The organism is Hydrogenophaga sp. IBVHS1 (assembly GCF_002127265.1).
GTDB lineage: Bacteria > Pseudomonadota > Gammaproteobacteria > Burkholderiales > Burkholderiaceae_C > Hydrogenophaga.
This window is the reverse complement of sequence record NZ_NFUU01000001.1, coordinates 595,144-609,591: the sequence shown is the minus strand read 5'-3', so window position 1 is coordinate 609,591 and position 14,448 is coordinate 595,144. Positions and strand designations below refer to the sequence as shown.

Genomic DNA, 14,448 nt, shown 5'->3' with positions numbered 1-14,448 from the left:
GCGCGGTCTCGTACCCAGCTGGTAACTGGAAGGGTGTTTTTGAATGCTAGCATGGCCGTTTGCCGCAGCGCCGGTCCACCCCCACTGAACGCCAATCCCATGACGCGCCCACCCAACCGCACCGACAAGGACCAGCCGCTGATCGAAGACATCCGTCTGCTGGGCCGGATTCTGGGGGATGTGATCCGCGAGCAGGAAGGCCAGGCCGCCTACGACCTGATCGAGCAGATCCGCCAGCTTTCAGTGGCGTTCCGGCGCCACGCGGACCAATCGGCCGACAAGGCGCTCAAGAAGCTGCTCAAGGGCCTCAGCGGCGATCAGACGGTCAGCGTGATCCGCGCCTTCACGTACTTCAGCCATCTGGCCAACCTCGCCGAAGACCGCCACCACATTCGCCGCCGCGCGGTGCACGAGCGGGCCGGCGACCTGCAGGAAGGCAGCCTGGCGCGCACGCTGCAGCGCCTGCACAAGGCCGGCATCACACAGGCCGAGGTGGTGCGGACGCTGGCGCAAAGCCACATCTCGCCGGTGCTCACGGCGCACCCCACCGAAGTGCAACGCAAGAGCATTCTGGACGCCGAGCGCGCCATCGCCCGACTGCTGGCCGAGCGCGACGAGCACGACATCCTGCCGCGCGAGCGCACCGACAACGAGGCGCAGATTCGCGCGCGTGTAACCCAGCTCTGGCAGACGCGCCTGCTGCGCTTTACCAAGCTCACAGTGGCCGACGAGATCGAGAATGCACTGAGCTACTACGAAGCCACCTTCCTCAGCCAGATACCGCGCCTGTACCGCGAGCTGGAAGAAGGCCTGGGCGAAGGCGGCCAGTTCGCGAGCATCGCCCCCTTCCTTCGCATGGGCCAGTGGATTGGAGGCGACCGCGACGGCAATCCCAACGTGACGGCACAGACGCTGGAGCTGGCGCTGCACAGCCAGTCCGAAATGGTGTTGCGTCACCACCTCACGCAACTGCACCACCTCGGCGCCGAGCTCTCGGTATCGGCCATGCTCACCAGCGTGAGCCCGGCCATGAAAGCCCTGGCCGAGCGCTCCCCCGACACCAACGCCCATCGCCAGGACGAGCCCTACCGTCGCGCGCTCACGGGCATGTACGCACGGCTGGCCGCCACCTTGAAAGCACTCACCGGCGGCGAGGCCGCGCGCCACGCCGTGGCACCGCAAGACCCCTACACCAGCGCCGACGAACTGCTGACCGACCTGCGCACCATCGAGGCTTCGCTCAAGGCCCATCACGGCGAAGCGTTGGCCCGCGCGCGCCTGGCACCGCTGATGCGCGCGGTCCAGGTGTTTGGCTTTCACCTCGCCACCGTGGACCTGCGCCAGAGTTCCGACAAGCACGAAGAAGTGGTTGCCGAACTGCTCGCCGTGGCCCGCATCGAGGCGAATTACTCCGGGCTGGACGAAGCGGGCAAGCGCGCCTTGCTGCTGCGCCAGCTCAACGACGCGCGGCCGCTGCGCGTGCCCGGCGTTGCCTACTCGGCGCACACGCTGGGTGAACTCGCCATCTTCGACAACGCGCGCAGCGGACGCCAGCGGTTTGGCGCCCAGGCCATCCGCCACGCCATCATCAGCCACACCGAGACCGTGAGCGATCTGCTTGAAGTGCTGCTGCTGCAGAAGGAAGCAGGCCTCCTGCGCGGCACACTCGACGCCGACGCAACGTGCGACCTGATCGTGGTCCCGCTCTTCGAGACCATCGAAGACCTGCGCAATGCGGCGCCCATCATGCGCGACTATTACGCGCTTCCCGGCGTGCGCACCATGGTGCAACGCGGCGCAAGCGACGGCTATTGCGAGCAGGACATCATGCTCGGCTACTCCGACAGCAACAAGGATGGCGGCATCTTCACCAGCAACTGGGAGCTTTACCGCGCCGAGATTGCCCTCGTCGAACTTTTCGATGCGCTCAACAAGGCGAGTCCACAACCCATTCAGCTCCGCATGTTCCACGGCCGTGGCGGAACGGTGGGGCGAGGGGGAGGCCCCAGCTTTCAGGCGATTCTGGCGCAGCCCCCGGGCACAGTGCGTGGGCAGATCCGTCTGACCGAGCAGGGCGAGGTGATCGGATCGAAGTACGCGAACCCCGAGATCGGCCGGCGCAACCTCGAAACACTGGTGGCCGCCACGCTGGAGGCCACGCTGCTGCAACCCACACGCGCCGCACCCAAAGCGTTCCTTGAAGCCGCCGATGAGATCTCTCGCCAGAGCATGGCCGCCTACCGCGCGCTGGTGTACGACACCCCGCGCTTCGCCGAGTATTTTTTCGCCGCCACACCCATCCGCGAAATCGCCGAACTCAACATCGGCTCGCGCCCCGCGTCTCGCAAGGCCACGCAGAAGATCGAGGACCTGCGCGCCATTCCGTGGGGTTTCAGCTGGGGCCAGTGCCGCCTCACGCTGCCAGGCTGGTACGGCTTCGGATCGGCGGTTCACGCGTTCCTGCACCGCGATGGCCCCAAGGGCGTGGCTGCGCAGAAGGCGCTGCTGCAGAAGATGGTGAAGCAGTGGCCATTTTTCAGCACCTTGCTCTCCAACATGGACATGGTGCTGGCCAAGAGCGACCTGGCGCTGGCTTCCCGCTACGCCGAACTGGTGGACGACAAGCGACTGCGCACCAAAGTGTTTTCAGCCATCGAGGCGGAGTGGCACCGCACCGCCGGCGCGCTGGCGCTGATCACCGGCGAGAAACAACGGCTGGTGAACAACGCGGCGCTGCAGCGCTCCATGCGCCACCGCTTTCCCTACATCGATCCGCTTCACCACCTGCAGGTGGAACTGGTGCGCCGCTACCGGGCTGGTGAAAACCATGCCGACCGGGACGAGCGCGTGCGGCGGGGCATTCACATCTCGATCAACGGCATTGCGGCTGGCCTGCGCAACACGGGGTAGCCTCGGCCGAGCGGGGTGAACCAGTAAAACCTAAAATGCACCAGTGAACACCTTGACCAACGCCGACCTCCACTGCCACTCCGTGGTCTCCGACGGCACCCTGACACCCGAGGCACTGGCGCAGCGCGCCAAGGCCAATGGCGTGGAACTGTGGGCGCTGACCGACCACGACGAGCTGAGCGGCCAGGACCGCGCCATGGCCGCCGCACGTGAGGTGGGCCTGCCCTACCTCACCGGTACCGAAATATCGGTCACCTTCGCGGGCATCACAGTGCACATCGTGGGTCTGGGGATGGATCATTCAAATCACGCCCTCCTGGCGGGCCTGCGCGCCACGCGCGGCGGACGCGAAGAGCGCGCACGCGAGATGAGCGACGACCTTGCACGGGTGGGCATCCCGGGGGTTTATGAAGGCGCCCTGAAATACGTGGGCAACCCGGAGCTGATTTCGCGTTCGCACTTCGCCCGCTACTTGGTGGAGATTGGCGTCTGCAAGGAAACCAACGAGGTGTTCCGCAAGTACATCACCGAAGGCAAGCCCGGCTTCGTGCCACACCGCTGGGCCTCGCTGGGCGACGCCGTGCGCTGGATCGTGGATGCGGGCGGCGTGGCGGTGATCGCGCATCCCGGGCGCTACAAGCTCACGCCCACCGAAGAATTCGCGCTCTTCACCGAGTTCAAGGCGCACGGCGGGCGGGGCGTGGAAGTGATGACCGGCGCCCATGGACAGGCCGACTACGTGAAGTACGCCGGCTACTGCCAGGAATTCGATCTGGCCGCTTCACGCGGCAGCGACTTCCACAGCCCCGACGAGAGCCACACGGATCTGGGTTCGCTGCCCGACCTGCCAGGCAGTGTCACGCCCGTCTGGGAACTGCTGGAGTCGCGCATCCAGTAGGTCCACGCCTGGCCATGTCGCAGTACTTCGACGTCCATCCCGAGAACCCGCAACCCCGCCTGCTCAAGCAGGCGGTGCAGTTGCTCGAGCGCGGCGGTGTGCTGGCCGTGCCCACCGATTCGAGCTACGCGCTGGTGTGCCACCTTGACGACAAGGCTGCGGCCGATCGGCTGCGCCGCATTCGCCAGGTCGACGACAAGCACCACCTCACGCTGCTCTGCCGTGACTTGAGCGAACTGGCCAGCTACGCGCGCGTCGACAACCGGCAGTTTCGACTGCTCAAGCTCGCCACGCCCGGCCCCTACACCTTCATTCTGGAGGCCAGCAAGGAAGTGCCGCGGCGCTTGAGCCATCCCTCGCGCAAGACCATCGGCCTGCGGGTGCCTGCGCACAAGACCCTGCAAGACCTGCTGGCCCTGCACAACGCGCCGCTGCTGGCCACCACGCTGATCCTGCCGGGCGCAACCGATCCATTGAACGACGCGCATGAAATTCGAGACCTGCTCGAGCACGATCTGGCCGGCGTGATCGACGCCGGAGCCTGCGCGCTCGAACCCACCACGGTGATCGATCTCACGCCCATGGGCACCGGTGGCGAGCCCGAGGTGCTGCGCACCGGCCAGGGCTCGCTGGCAGCGCTCGGCCTCTAGCCGCGCGCTCTGGGACAATACGCGTTTGCCCGACGCAGCCCCACCCCATGGATTTCGCCCAGATCGCTCAGACCGTTGCTCTCTACGCCATCCCGGTGCTGTTCGCCATCACGCTGCACGAGGCGGCGCACGGCTACGCCGCGAAGCGTTTTGGCGACAACACGGCCGAGATGCTGGGGCGCATCACCCTCAACCCGATCAAGCACATCGACCCGGTGGGCACCATCGCGATGCCGCTTCTGCTGTATTTCGCCACATCGGGCGCTTTCCTGTTCGGCTACGCCAAACCGGTGCCGGTGAATTTCGGACGCCTGCGCAACCCCAAGCGCGACATGATCTGGGTCGCGCTGGCCGGCCCGGGCGCCAACCTCGTGCAGGCGATCGGCTGGACGGTGCTGTTCTATGTGCTGCTGTCCTCGGGCGTTGAGGAACCCTTCTTCCTCAAGATGTGCCAGGCCGGTCTGCTGGTCAATCTGGTGATGTTCGCCTTCAATCTTTTTCCCCTGCCCCCGCTGGACGGTGGCCGCATCCTGGTCGGCCTGTTGCCCTGGAAACAGGCCGAGCTGGTGTCCCGCATTGAACCCTGGGGCTTTTTCATCGTCATGGCGCTGGTCATCACCGGCGTGGTGGGCAACCTCTGGCTGCGCCCGCTCATGATGCTCACCGGCAGCGCCATCGAAACGCTGCTCACGCCCGTCCGCATGTTGCTGCTCTGACCTGAACCCGTTCATGAAAACCCAACGCGTCCTCACCGGCATCACCACTTCGGGCACCCCGCACCTGGGCAACTACGTGGGCGCCATTCGCCCCACCGTGCGCGCCAGCCGGCTGGCCGAAGTGGAGAGCTTCTACTTCCTGGCCGACTACCACGCCCTCATCAAGGTGGGTGAACCTGCCCGCGTGCAGCGCTCCACACTCGAGATCGCTGCCACCTGGCTGGCCTGCGGGCTCGACCCTGAACGTGTGACCTTCTACCGCCAGTCCGACATTCCCGAGATCCCCGAACTCACCTGGCTGCTGACCTGCGTGACCGGCAAGGGGGTGCTCAACCGCGCCCACGCCTACAAGGCCTCGGTGGACAAGAACACCGCCGCTGGCGTCGACCCGGATTCAGGCGTGACCGCCGGCCTCTTCATGTACCCCGTGCTCATGGGCGCCGACATCCTCATGTTCAACGCCCACCAGGTGCCGGTGGGCCGCGACCAGATCCAGCACATTGAAATGGCGCGCGACATGGCCGCCAGCTTCAACCACCTCTACGGCGAGCACTTCACGCTGCCCGAAGCGGTGATCGAGGAGCACGTGGCCACGCTGCCCGGCCTGGACGGCCGGAAGATGAGCAAGAGCTACGACAACACCATCCCGCTGTTCGCCCCGCGCGAGCAGCTGAGGAAGCTCATCATGGGCATCGTCACCGACTCGCGCGCCCCGGGCGAGCCCAAAGCCACCGAGGGTTCGGCCCTGTTCCAGCTCTACCAGGCCTTTGCCTCGACCGATGAAACCACCGCGCTGGCTGGCGCCTACGCTGAAGGCATCGCCTGGGGCGATGCCAAGCAGGCGGTGTTCGAGCGGCTGGACCTTGAGATCGCGCCGATGCGCGAGGTGTATGAGCAACTCATACAGGACCCGGCCCGCATCGAAAAAACCCTGCAGGCCGGCGCTCGCAAAGCCCGCGCCATTGCCACCCCCTTCACCGCCCGCCTGCGCCATGCAGTGGGCCTGCGCCGGCTCGACAGTGCGCAGACCGGCCCGAAAGAAAAGTCGGCCAGGACGGCGGTACCCTCTTTCAAGCAATACCGCGAAAGCGACGGCCTGTTCCATTTCAAGCTGGTGGACGCAGCCGGACAGTTGTTGTTGCAGAGCAGAGGCTTTGATACACCCCGTCAGGCAGCCCAGGCTATTGCCACTTTGCAGCAACACGGTATTGCGGCACTCGACGCGATGCAGCCTCAATTGGCCGTGCAGGCCGATGCCGATGCATTGAGCGCGGCGTTGGCGCACTTCCAGACGCCTGCCGCATGAGGGTCCCCAAGGCACCAGGACCCTCCCCCGAGATTGGTGGAAAATCTACCCCTGCGTGTTCCTGAGTCATGTACATTCGTTCCTCAACCCAAGGTCCAGGCAGTTTTGAGGCAGTGCGTTCGACTCCCGGCTTCAGAAATCATGCAAAAGTAAAAAGAACGACTGCCTTTGAGCGGCTTTGGCTATCGCCAAGAGCCACTGTTCTCGATATGCTGTCTTATTGAAACCCCTTATTACCGCGCGCCAGACATGAGTATTTTCGTAATTGACGACCACCCGCTGATGCGGGAAGCCGTCGTCATGCTGCTTCGCCGCCTGAGGGCGTCTACCCAGGTAGTCGAGCTGGAACGTCTGGCTGCAGTGAGCAAGGCCATTGCCGAGCACGGTGAACCCGAACTGGTCTGCCTGGACCTGAAATTGCCCGACACCAATGGCGTGTCTGGCGTGCGCGAAGTGCGCCAGATGCTGCCCGACACCTCCCTGATCGTGCTTTCGGCGTCCCCCTCGTCCGACTACGAAGACCTGGCCCGGGAAGCCGGTGCCGACGCTTATGTGGAGAAGTCGGCCGGTGCGGCCCAGATCGCGAAGGTCTTGCGGGAATTCCTGGCCGAAGAGGTGGAAGACGAGAACGCGCCCACCATTCCGGAAAAACTCTCCAAGCGGCAAAAACAGTTGCTGGTGATGCTGGACCGGGGCCTGAGCAACCGCGATATTGCGGAGCAGCTTCAGATCAGCGAGCACACCGTCAAGGTGCACCTGTGGCGTCTGTTCCGCCGCCTCAACGTCAAGAGCCGTTCGCAAGCCAGCCACCTGGCCCGAACTGCCGGCTTGCTGGACCTCTAAGCGGCCCTAAGCGGCTTCTGCGCCCGCCTCGGCGGGCGGCTCCTGTTGCGTGAACGCCGGCAGCATCACGCGAAAGACACTGCCTCGACTGGCCTCTGAATTCAGCGACAGCTGATAGCCCATGAGCGACGTGAGCTTGGAGACGATCGTCAGGCCCAGGCCCAGGCTGTCTTCGGTGCCCTGATGCTGGGACACCCGAAAGAACTCCTGAAAAATCGCTTGCTGGTGCTCGCGCGCAATGCCCACGCCGGTGTCCCACACCTCGAACACCAGCATGCCTTCGCGCTGGCGCAACCCTAGCAACACACCGCCCTGGTGGGTGTGGCGCAGGGCGTTGGACAGCAGATTGCCCAGGATGCGGCGCAGCACCACGGGGTCTGACCAGATCGTGCAGGGCCGGGCATGGGTGCGCAGCCGCAGCGACTTGCCCACCGCCACCGGCTCGAACTGCAGCGAAAGATCCGCAAAGAGCTTGCGCACATCCACATGCTGCAACCGAACCTTGTAGTTGCCCGCGTCGATGCGCGTGAGGTCGAACAGCGAATCAAACAGCTCGTTGATCGCACGGGTGGATTGCAGGATGCGCGGCGCAATGTCGCGCGCCATCTCGGGCTCGGTGGCCAGCCAGTCGGCGTACAGGCTCAGCGCGTGCACCGGCTGGCGCAGATCGTGCGCGGCTGAGGCCAGAAAGCGGTTCTTGGTCGCCACGGCGCGCAACGAGGCGCGCGTCTGCAGGGTCAGCGAATCGATCAGTTCCTGATTGGAGAACTGCAGCTCGAAACTGGATCGGTGCACATCGTGCAGCCGTCGGCCAGCCATCACCAGCAACCCCCAGAACACCAGCAGCAGTGCGATCAACACGAGGCTCACCTGGATCGCACCCGGCCGGTCAATGAAGCGGATGGTGTTGGCGAGCAACCCAACGGCAACCGAAAGGATGAGCATGCCCGCGTAGTGGCGGAACACAGGTAGGTAAGCGCTGAACGAGGTGAGGGTGAGCAGGCCATGACCCAGCACCACCAGGCCACAAATGAACTGAACCGAATGCGGCGCCTGCAGGTAAGTCAGGATCACCGGCCCGCCCCAGAGGAACGCCGAAGCGGTCCAGGTCCAGCGGTAGCGCTCCAGAAAGTTCAGGCGCTGCGGACCTTCCAGGCTGTCGTAGCGCAGGCGGTAGATACCAATGAGCCGGTAGCGGTAAATCAACATCACCAGCATGAGCACGGCCCAGACCGCCAGACCACCCGAATGCACATGTCCGGCCATTAGGTACACCAGCAGCGGCAGCGCCAGCGCGGTCGCCAGCAGCGACGGGCCCACGTTGTCCATGAGCACCCCAATGAGGTGGGAGACCACCCATGTGTCCCGCACCTCGGGCGAGGCGGGCATGTGCTGATAGGTGGCGGGTTGGGTGTCGACGAGCATGAAGGGCCACGTGGGCAGGCGCTGAAGCGGGCATTGTCTCACCGGCCAGCGCCGGCCTGGGGAACCCGGCCCGTACAGCGCCTGCTGCTAGAATCGCAGGCTTCGAACACGGAGAGGTGGCAGAGTGGTCGAATGCGCGGGACTCGAAATCCCGTGTACGTTTTCAACGTACCGTGGGTTCGAATCCCACCCTCTCCGCCAGGAAACTGGACCCGTAAAAAGCCCTTTTAGATCTAGCATCTACGAGGGCTTTGTTTTTGGACTTTCCCCTCACGTGGAGAGTGTGATCCACGGGCTATTGATTGCCGAGGGAGCCAGTCTTCGCTTTCGACAGCGCGCCAGAACCGGCAGCGCGAAGCAGCTTCTGGAAAGTGGGGCAGGACGCGTGGTTGGTTGCCGGGCACACGGCTGCATGAGCCAGCCCTCGGCTCATCGCCTTCAAGCGTCTGATCGTCCCATCGAGCTCTTTCGCTTTAGCGGCCAGCATCTGGCGGTCAATGCTGAACTTTCCATCCGGCAACAGCATGGAGCCGATTTCATCCAGCGACAGCCCGCCTGCCTGCCCCAAGGCAATCAACGCCAACTGGTCGAGCACTTCGGGCCCGAAGCGCCGTCGCAGGCCATCCCGCCCCACCGAGTGAATGAGTCCCTTCTCCTCGTAGAACCGCAGCGTCGAGGCCCGCACACCCGTCTTTTTCGCCACTTGCGCGATATCCATAAAAAACCCCTTGACCTCAAGTTGACTTGAGGTTCTACAGTACCTCCAGGTTGGCACTCCAGTCAACTTGAAAGGACTTTAATGAACGACTTGATCGACGCCGCGTCCCGCGTCATCCTCATCGGATTCGGGGCCACAGCCATCATGGACATCTGGCTCTTGCTGCTGAAAGCGCTGGGCGTTCCCACCCTCAATTTCGCTCTCATTGGACGCTGGGCAGGCCACTGGCGCCATGGCGTCTGGAAGCACAAGGCAATCGCAACGGCGCCCGCGATGCGCGGAGAGCTGGCTCTGGGGTGGGTCGTCCACTACGCGGTGGGCATTGGATACGCCGGCCTCGCCGTCGCGCTGTTCGGCGTCGAGTGGATGCACAGCCCGAACCTCTTGCCGGCGGTCGCCATGGGCATGGCAACTGTTGCAGCTCCCTGGCTGGTGATGCAGCCCGCAATGGGCGCCGGCATCGCTGCGTCCAAAACACCAGCTCCGGGGCGCAACCGAATCAGGAGCCTCGTGAACCACACGGTATTCGGTGGAGGCCACTTCCTCTCAGCACTCGCTGTTGCCCGCCTTCAAGGCGCAGCGTCTTAACTCAACTGGATTCATCATGAAAAAACTTGCAGTCATCTATCACAGCGTCAACGGGCATACCGAGCAGATCGCTGGACACATCGCATCTGGCGCCCGCGAAACGTCAGACGTTGACGTGACGCTGCTCAAGGCCGAAGGGCTCGTGCCCCAGGACCTCCTCGCCTACGACGCTTTCGTCTTTGGTTCACCCACCTACCTTGGCGGTGTGTCTGGCGTGTTCAAGTCCTTCATGGACTCCACGGGTGGCATGTGGAAGCGCCAGCAACTGAAGGGCAAGCTGGCCGCTGGGTTCACCGTCTCGGCGCTTCCGTCAGGCGACAAGCAGTCCACCCTGCTCTCCATGTTCGTCTTCGCCATGCAGCACGGAATGGTCTGGGTGGGCAACGCCATCCTGCCCGAACAGCATAGCGGCGTGCCCTATGAGGAAGCTGCGAACCGGCTGGGCTCGTGGTCGGGCCTGATGGCGCAGGCAGGGCACACCCTCAACGGTGACACCCTGGTTCCCGGCGATATCAAGACGGCAATAATGTTCGGCGCCAACATTGCCGAAGCCCTGATGCGGATGACTTCACAGGAGGTCACTCAATGATCCCAAGGAAATTCGAGCCTGTGCTGAACGGGTTGGTCCTCTCGGGGATCATGTCTTTGCTCGTATCGGGCGTTGCGACGCTCCACGCCGCGCAGCCAGGCGCCGCGTCTCTATCTGTTTGGGCATCCTCATGGCTGACCGGCTGGTTTGTCGCCTTCCCGAGCGTCCTGCTCGCCGCACCGTTCACACGCAGCATCGTTCGGAGGATGGTCGGCTGACGATTCACAGCCCACGTCTCCAGGCCACCTTGGCATCTGAGGTGACTCAGGCCGGAGCGAGCCGCTCCAGCCCACCCATGTAAGGCCTCAGCACCTCAGGCACGGTCACGCTACCGTCGGCATTCTGGTAATTCTCCAGCACCGCCACCAGCGCCCGGCCCACGGCCAGGCCCGATCCGTTGAGGGTATGCACCAGTTCGTTCTTGCCCTGGGCGTTCTTGAAGCGGGCCTGCAGGCGGCGCGCCTGGAAGGCTTCGCAGTTGGAGACCGAGCTGATCTCGCGGTAGGTGCCTTGCGCGGGCACCCACACTTCCAGGTCGTGCGTGCGCGTGGAGCCAAACCCCATGTCGCCGGTGCACAGCACGAGCACGCGGTACGGCAGGCCAAGCTTCTGCAGCACGGCCTCGGCATGGCCGGTCATGGCGTCGAGCGCTTCGTAGCTCTTCTCGGGGTGCACGATCTGCACCATTTCCACCTTGTCGAACTGGTGCTGGCGGATCATGCCGCGCGTGTCGCGCCCGGCGCTGCCGGCTTCCGAGCGAAAGCACGGCGTGTGGGCGGTCATGCAGATCGGCAGATCGGCCTCGGCCAGCACGGTGTCGCGCACCACGTTGGTCAGCGTCACTTCGCTGGTGGGAATGAGGTAGAGCGCCTGGGTGTCGGGCACGGGCTCACCTTCCTGGCCGCCCTTCTTCACGGCGAACAGGTCGGCTTCAAACTTGGGCAGCTGACCGGTGCCGTGCAGCGTTTCGGCGTTGACGATGTAGGGCGTGTAGCACTCGGTGTAGCCATGCTCCTGCGTCTGCACATCCAGCATGAACTGCGCCAGCGCTCGGTGCAGGCGCGCCATGGGGCCGCGCATGAAGGTGAAGCGCGAGCCGGCCAGCTTGGTGCCGGTTTCAAAATCGAGCCCGAGCTTTTCACCAATGTCGACGTGATCGCGCAATTCAAAGTCAAACACGCGAGGTGTGCCCCAACGTCGCAGCTCCACGTTGCCGTGTTCGTCGCTGCCCACGGGAACACTGGCGTGCGGCAGGTTGGGCACGGCCAGCAGAAGGGTCTGCAACTCGGCCTGAATGGCTTCGAGCCGAACGCCGGAGGCTTCGAGTTCGGCCTTGAAGGACGCCACCTGCGCCATCACGGAATCTGCGCCCTCGCCTTTGGCCTTGAGCTGGCCGATCTGTTTCGACAGCGTGTTGCGCTGGCTCTGCAGGTCTTCGGTGCGGGTCTGCAGCGCCTTGCGCTCCGCCTCCAGCGCGCGGAAGGCCGCCACATCCAGATAGGGCTGGGGCTGCTTGCGGGTTTCCAGGCGCGCCACGACGGTGTCGAGGTCTTTTCTCAGTTGAACGATGTCTAGCATGCGGCGATTGTAGTTTTGCGCCCTGGACGGGGCGGGCGCGCGCCTAGCGCAGGTGCTGGAGCGGAGCGGCGTCGCCGTCTTCGGACTTGAGGCCCTTGGGCAGTGGGAACTTGATGGTCTCGGTCAGGCCGTCCATGGTGCGCACGGAGATGGCCCCCAGCGCCTTGATGCGATCAATCACCTGGCGCACCAGGATCTCAGGCGCCGATGCGCCGGCGGTCAGGCCCACACGGCGCTTGCCCACGAACCACTCGGCCTTCAGTTCATCGGCGCTGTCCACCATGTGGCTGGCCGTGCCCAGCTTGATCGCCACCTCGCGCAGGCGGTTGCTGTTGGAGCTGGTGGGGCTGCCCACCACAATGACGATGTCCACCTGGGGGCTGAGCAGCTTGACGGCATCCTGGCGGTTCTGTGTGGCGTAGCAGATGTCCTGCTGCTTGGGTTCGCGCACCTGCGGGAAGCGCGCCTTGACCGCGTTCAGGATCTGGGCGGCGTCGTCCACCGACAGCGTGGTCTGCGTGACCACCGCGAGCTTCTGCGTTTGCGCGGGCGAGACGTGGGCCACGTCTTCCACGTCTTCCACCAGGTGAATGCCGCTGTCCAGCTGGCCCATGGTGCCTTCCACTTCGGGGTGTCCCTTGTGGCCGATCATGATGAACTCGAAGCCTTCGCGGTGCAGCTTGGCCACCTCCACGTGCACCTTGGTCACCAGCGGGCAGGTGGCGTCGAACACGTGGAACCCACGCTGTTTGGCCTCCTGCTGAATGGCCTTGCTCACTCCGTGCGCGGAAAACACCAACGTGGCACCGGGCGGCACATCGGCCAGGTCCTCGATGAAGATGGCGCCCTTGGCCTTGAGGTCGTTCACCACGTAGGTGTTGTGCACGATCTCGTGACGCACGTAGATGGGCCGGCCAAACTTGACGATGGCGCGCTCCACGATCTCGATGGCGCGGTCCACACCGGCACAGAAACCACGCGGTTCAGCGAGAACGATCTCTTGCGAATCCGTCATTCCAGCACCCCGATCAATCGCACTTCGAAGCGCACAGGTTGTCCGGCCAGCGGATGGTTGAAGTCGAACAACACCGCGCCGTCTTCGCGCACCTCCACCGCGGAGCCGGCATATTGCCCCAGACCATCGGGCGTGGGGAACTGCACCACGTCGCCGGGCACGTATTGCTCATGCGGGTCGCCCAGTTCGTTGAGCAGCTTGCGCGCCACCCACTGCACCATCTCGGGCTGGCGTTCACCAAAGGCCTCGCCTTCATCGAGTTCGATCACCGTCTGCGTGCCCTCCTCCAGCCCAAGCAGGCGCTGCTCGATGGCCGGCGAGAGTTCGCCCGTGCCCAGGCTGAGCGTGGCGGGCTGTCCCCCGAAGGTGTCGATGATCACCTGCCCCTGCGGCCCGGACATGCGGTAGTGCAGGGTGAGAAAGGAGCCTTCTTGGACGTGGGGCATGGGAGGGGGAGTAGTGGGAACAGCGCCTATTGTAAAAAGCAGGCCACAACAGGGAGAAAAACCACATGGAAGGCCTTCAGACACTCGGGCTCAAGAGCCTGCCGAGCGACGCGCGGCCGCGCGAAAAGCTGCTGGCGCGCGGCGCCTCAGCGCTCAGCGACGCCGAACTGCTGGCGCTGCTGCTGCGCACCGGCATTCCCGGCAAACACGTGGTGCAGCTCGCCCAGGAGCTGCTGGACCGCTTCGGCGGCATGGCCGGGTTGCTGCACACCGGCGCCGATGCGCTGCGCCAGATCAAGGGCCTGGGGCCGGCCAAACGGGCCGAAATGGTGGCGGTGCTGGAGCTTGCCCGCCGCGCGCTGGCGCACCGGCTGCAACAAAGCCCGGTGTTCGACAGCCCAAAGGCGGTGCGGGACTACCTGCAACTGCAGCTGGGCGGGCGACAACACGAGGTGTTCGCGGTGATGTTTTTGGACAACCAGAACCGCCTGATCGCCCTGGAGGAACTGTTTCGCGGCACCCTCACACAGACCAGCGTCTACCCACGCGAAGTGGTGCTGCGCGCCCTGCACCACCACTGCGCGGCCGTGGTGCTGGCGCACAACCACCCAAGCGGCGTGGCGGAGCCCTCTCGCGCCGATGAAACCCTCACGGCCACGCTAAAGGCCGCGCTGGCGCTGGTGGATGTGCGCGTGCTCGATCATTTCATCGTCACGCGTGAACAGGCTGCATCCATGGCGGAGATGGGGTTGGTGTGAGGCCGGCG

The 14,448-nt window shown here is 64.5% G+C and carries 15 protein-coding genes and 1 tRNA gene; 11 read left to right on the top strand and 5 right to left on the bottom strand.

All coding sequences use genetic code 11. The annotated features are described in order from the left end of the window. Positions 1 to 99 precede the first annotated feature (99 nt). From ppc to CAP37_RS03030, 6 genes are all read left to right on the top strand, one after another. Positions 100 to 2,910, top strand: a complete 2,811-nt coding sequence (gene ppc / locus CAP37_RS03055) for a phosphoenolpyruvate carboxylase (protein WP_086124790.1) — start codon at positions 100 to 102, stop codon at positions 2,908 to 2,910. A 43-nt stretch (positions 2,911 to 2,953) separates the two neighbouring features. Further along, entirely contained in the window at positions 2,954 to 3,808 is an 855-nt protein-coding gene (locus CAP37_RS03050; RefSeq protein WP_086122814.1) for a 3',5'-nucleoside bisphosphate phosphatase, read from the top strand. Between the two features lie 14 nt (positions 3,809 to 3,822). Then, entirely contained in the window at positions 3,823 to 4,458 is a 636-nt protein-coding gene (locus tag CAP37_RS03045; RefSeq protein ID WP_086122813.1) for an L-threonylcarbamoyladenylate synthase, read from the top strand. Between the two features lie 47 nt (positions 4,459 to 4,505). Next, on the top strand, positions 4,506 to 5,174 hold the full coding sequence (locus CAP37_RS03040) for a site-2 protease family protein (RefSeq protein WP_086122812.1): 669 nt from the start codon (positions 4,506 to 4,508) through the stop codon (positions 5,172 to 5,174). Positions 5,175 to 5,187: 13 nt separating this feature from the next. Next, positions 5,188 to 6,480, top strand: a complete 1,293-nt coding sequence (locus CAP37_RS03035; RefSeq protein ID WP_086122811.1) for a tryptophan--tRNA ligase — start codon at positions 5,188 to 5,190, stop codon at positions 6,478 to 6,480. 249 nt (positions 6,481 to 6,729) lie between these two features. Continuing rightward, complete coding sequence (locus CAP37_RS03030) at positions 6,730 to 7,323, top strand: response regulator transcription factor (RefSeq protein ID WP_086122810.1); 594 nt, start codon at positions 6,730 to 6,732, stop codon at positions 7,321 to 7,323. A 6-nt stretch (positions 7,324 to 7,329) separates the two neighbouring features. On the opposite strand, the gene CAP37_RS03025 is transcribed toward CAP37_RS03030, so the two are convergent. Next, the gene (locus tag CAP37_RS03025; protein ID WP_086122809.1) at positions 7,330 to 8,748 is read right to left on the bottom strand and encodes a HAMP domain-containing sensor histidine kinase; all 1,419 of its coding nucleotides are present in this window, start codon (positions 8,746 to 8,748) and stop codon (positions 7,330 to 7,332) included. Between the two features lie 110 nt (positions 8,749 to 8,858). Here CAP37_RS03025 and CAP37_RS03020 point away from each other — a divergent pair. Continuing rightward, a tRNA-Ser gene (locus tag CAP37_RS03020) sits at positions 8,859 to 8,949 on the top strand. A gap of 94 nt (positions 8,950 to 9,043) precedes the next feature. On the opposite strand, the gene CAP37_RS03015 is transcribed toward CAP37_RS03020, so the two are convergent. Further along, positions 9,044 to 9,466 (bottom strand): helix-turn-helix domain-containing protein, encoded by a 423-nt coding sequence (locus CAP37_RS03015; RefSeq protein ID WP_086122808.1) that lies wholly within the window; start codon positions 9,464 to 9,466, stop codon positions 9,044 to 9,046. Positions 9,467 to 9,547: 81 nt separating this feature from the next. On the opposite strand from CAP37_RS03015, the gene CAP37_RS03010 reads away from it, so the two are divergent. Genes CAP37_RS03010 through CAP37_RS03000 form a run of 3 tightly spaced genes read left to right on the top strand, consistent with a single transcriptional unit; the run spans position 9,548 to position 10,861 of the window. Next, positions 9,548 to 10,054 (top strand): DUF2938 domain-containing protein, encoded by a 507-nt coding sequence (locus CAP37_RS03010; protein WP_086122807.1) that lies wholly within the window; start codon positions 9,548 to 9,550, stop codon positions 10,052 to 10,054. 16 nt (positions 10,055 to 10,070) lie between these two features. Continuing rightward, positions 10,071 to 10,643 (top strand): flavodoxin family protein, encoded by a 573-nt coding sequence (locus tag CAP37_RS03005; RefSeq protein ID WP_086122806.1) that lies wholly within the window; start codon positions 10,071 to 10,073, stop codon positions 10,641 to 10,643. Beyond that, complete coding sequence (locus CAP37_RS03000; protein ID WP_086122805.1) at positions 10,640 to 10,861, top strand: DUF2798 domain-containing protein; 222 nt, start codon at positions 10,640 to 10,642, stop codon at positions 10,859 to 10,861. The genes CAP37_RS03005 and CAP37_RS03000 overlap by 4 nt, the downstream gene beginning before the upstream one ends. Before the next feature lie 46 nt (positions 10,862 to 10,907). Here the strand turns inward: CAP37_RS03000 and serS are convergent, their stop codons facing one another. From serS to CAP37_RS02985, 3 genes are read right to left on the bottom strand one after another with little or no spacing between them, the layout of a single operon-like run. Beyond that, positions 10,908 to 12,221 (bottom strand): serine--tRNA ligase, encoded by a 1,314-nt coding sequence (gene serS, locus CAP37_RS02995; RefSeq protein ID WP_086122804.1) that lies wholly within the window; start codon positions 12,219 to 12,221, stop codon positions 10,908 to 10,910. 43 nt (positions 12,222 to 12,264) lie between these two features. Continuing rightward, positions 12,265 to 13,236 carry a 4-hydroxy-3-methylbut-2-enyl diphosphate reductase gene (ispH, locus tag CAP37_RS02990; protein WP_086122803.1) on the bottom strand — a complete coding sequence of 324 codons (972 nt, stop codon included), beginning with the start codon at positions 13,234 to 13,236 and terminating at the stop codon, positions 12,265 to 12,267. Next, complete coding sequence (locus tag CAP37_RS02985; RefSeq protein WP_086122802.1) at positions 13,233 to 13,682, bottom strand: peptidylprolyl isomerase; 450 nt, start codon at positions 13,680 to 13,682, stop codon at positions 13,233 to 13,235. The genes ispH and CAP37_RS02985 overlap by 4 nt, the downstream gene beginning before the upstream one ends. Positions 13,683 to 13,747: 65 nt before the next feature. Between CAP37_RS02985 and radC the strand changes: the two genes are divergently transcribed. Beyond that, positions 13,748 to 14,440 carry a DNA repair protein RadC gene (gene radC / locus CAP37_RS02980; RefSeq protein ID WP_086122801.1) on the top strand — a complete coding sequence of 231 codons (693 nt, stop codon included), beginning with the start codon at positions 13,748 to 13,750 and terminating at the stop codon, positions 14,438 to 14,440. The last annotated feature ends 8 nt before the right edge of the window (positions 14,441 to 14,448 follow it).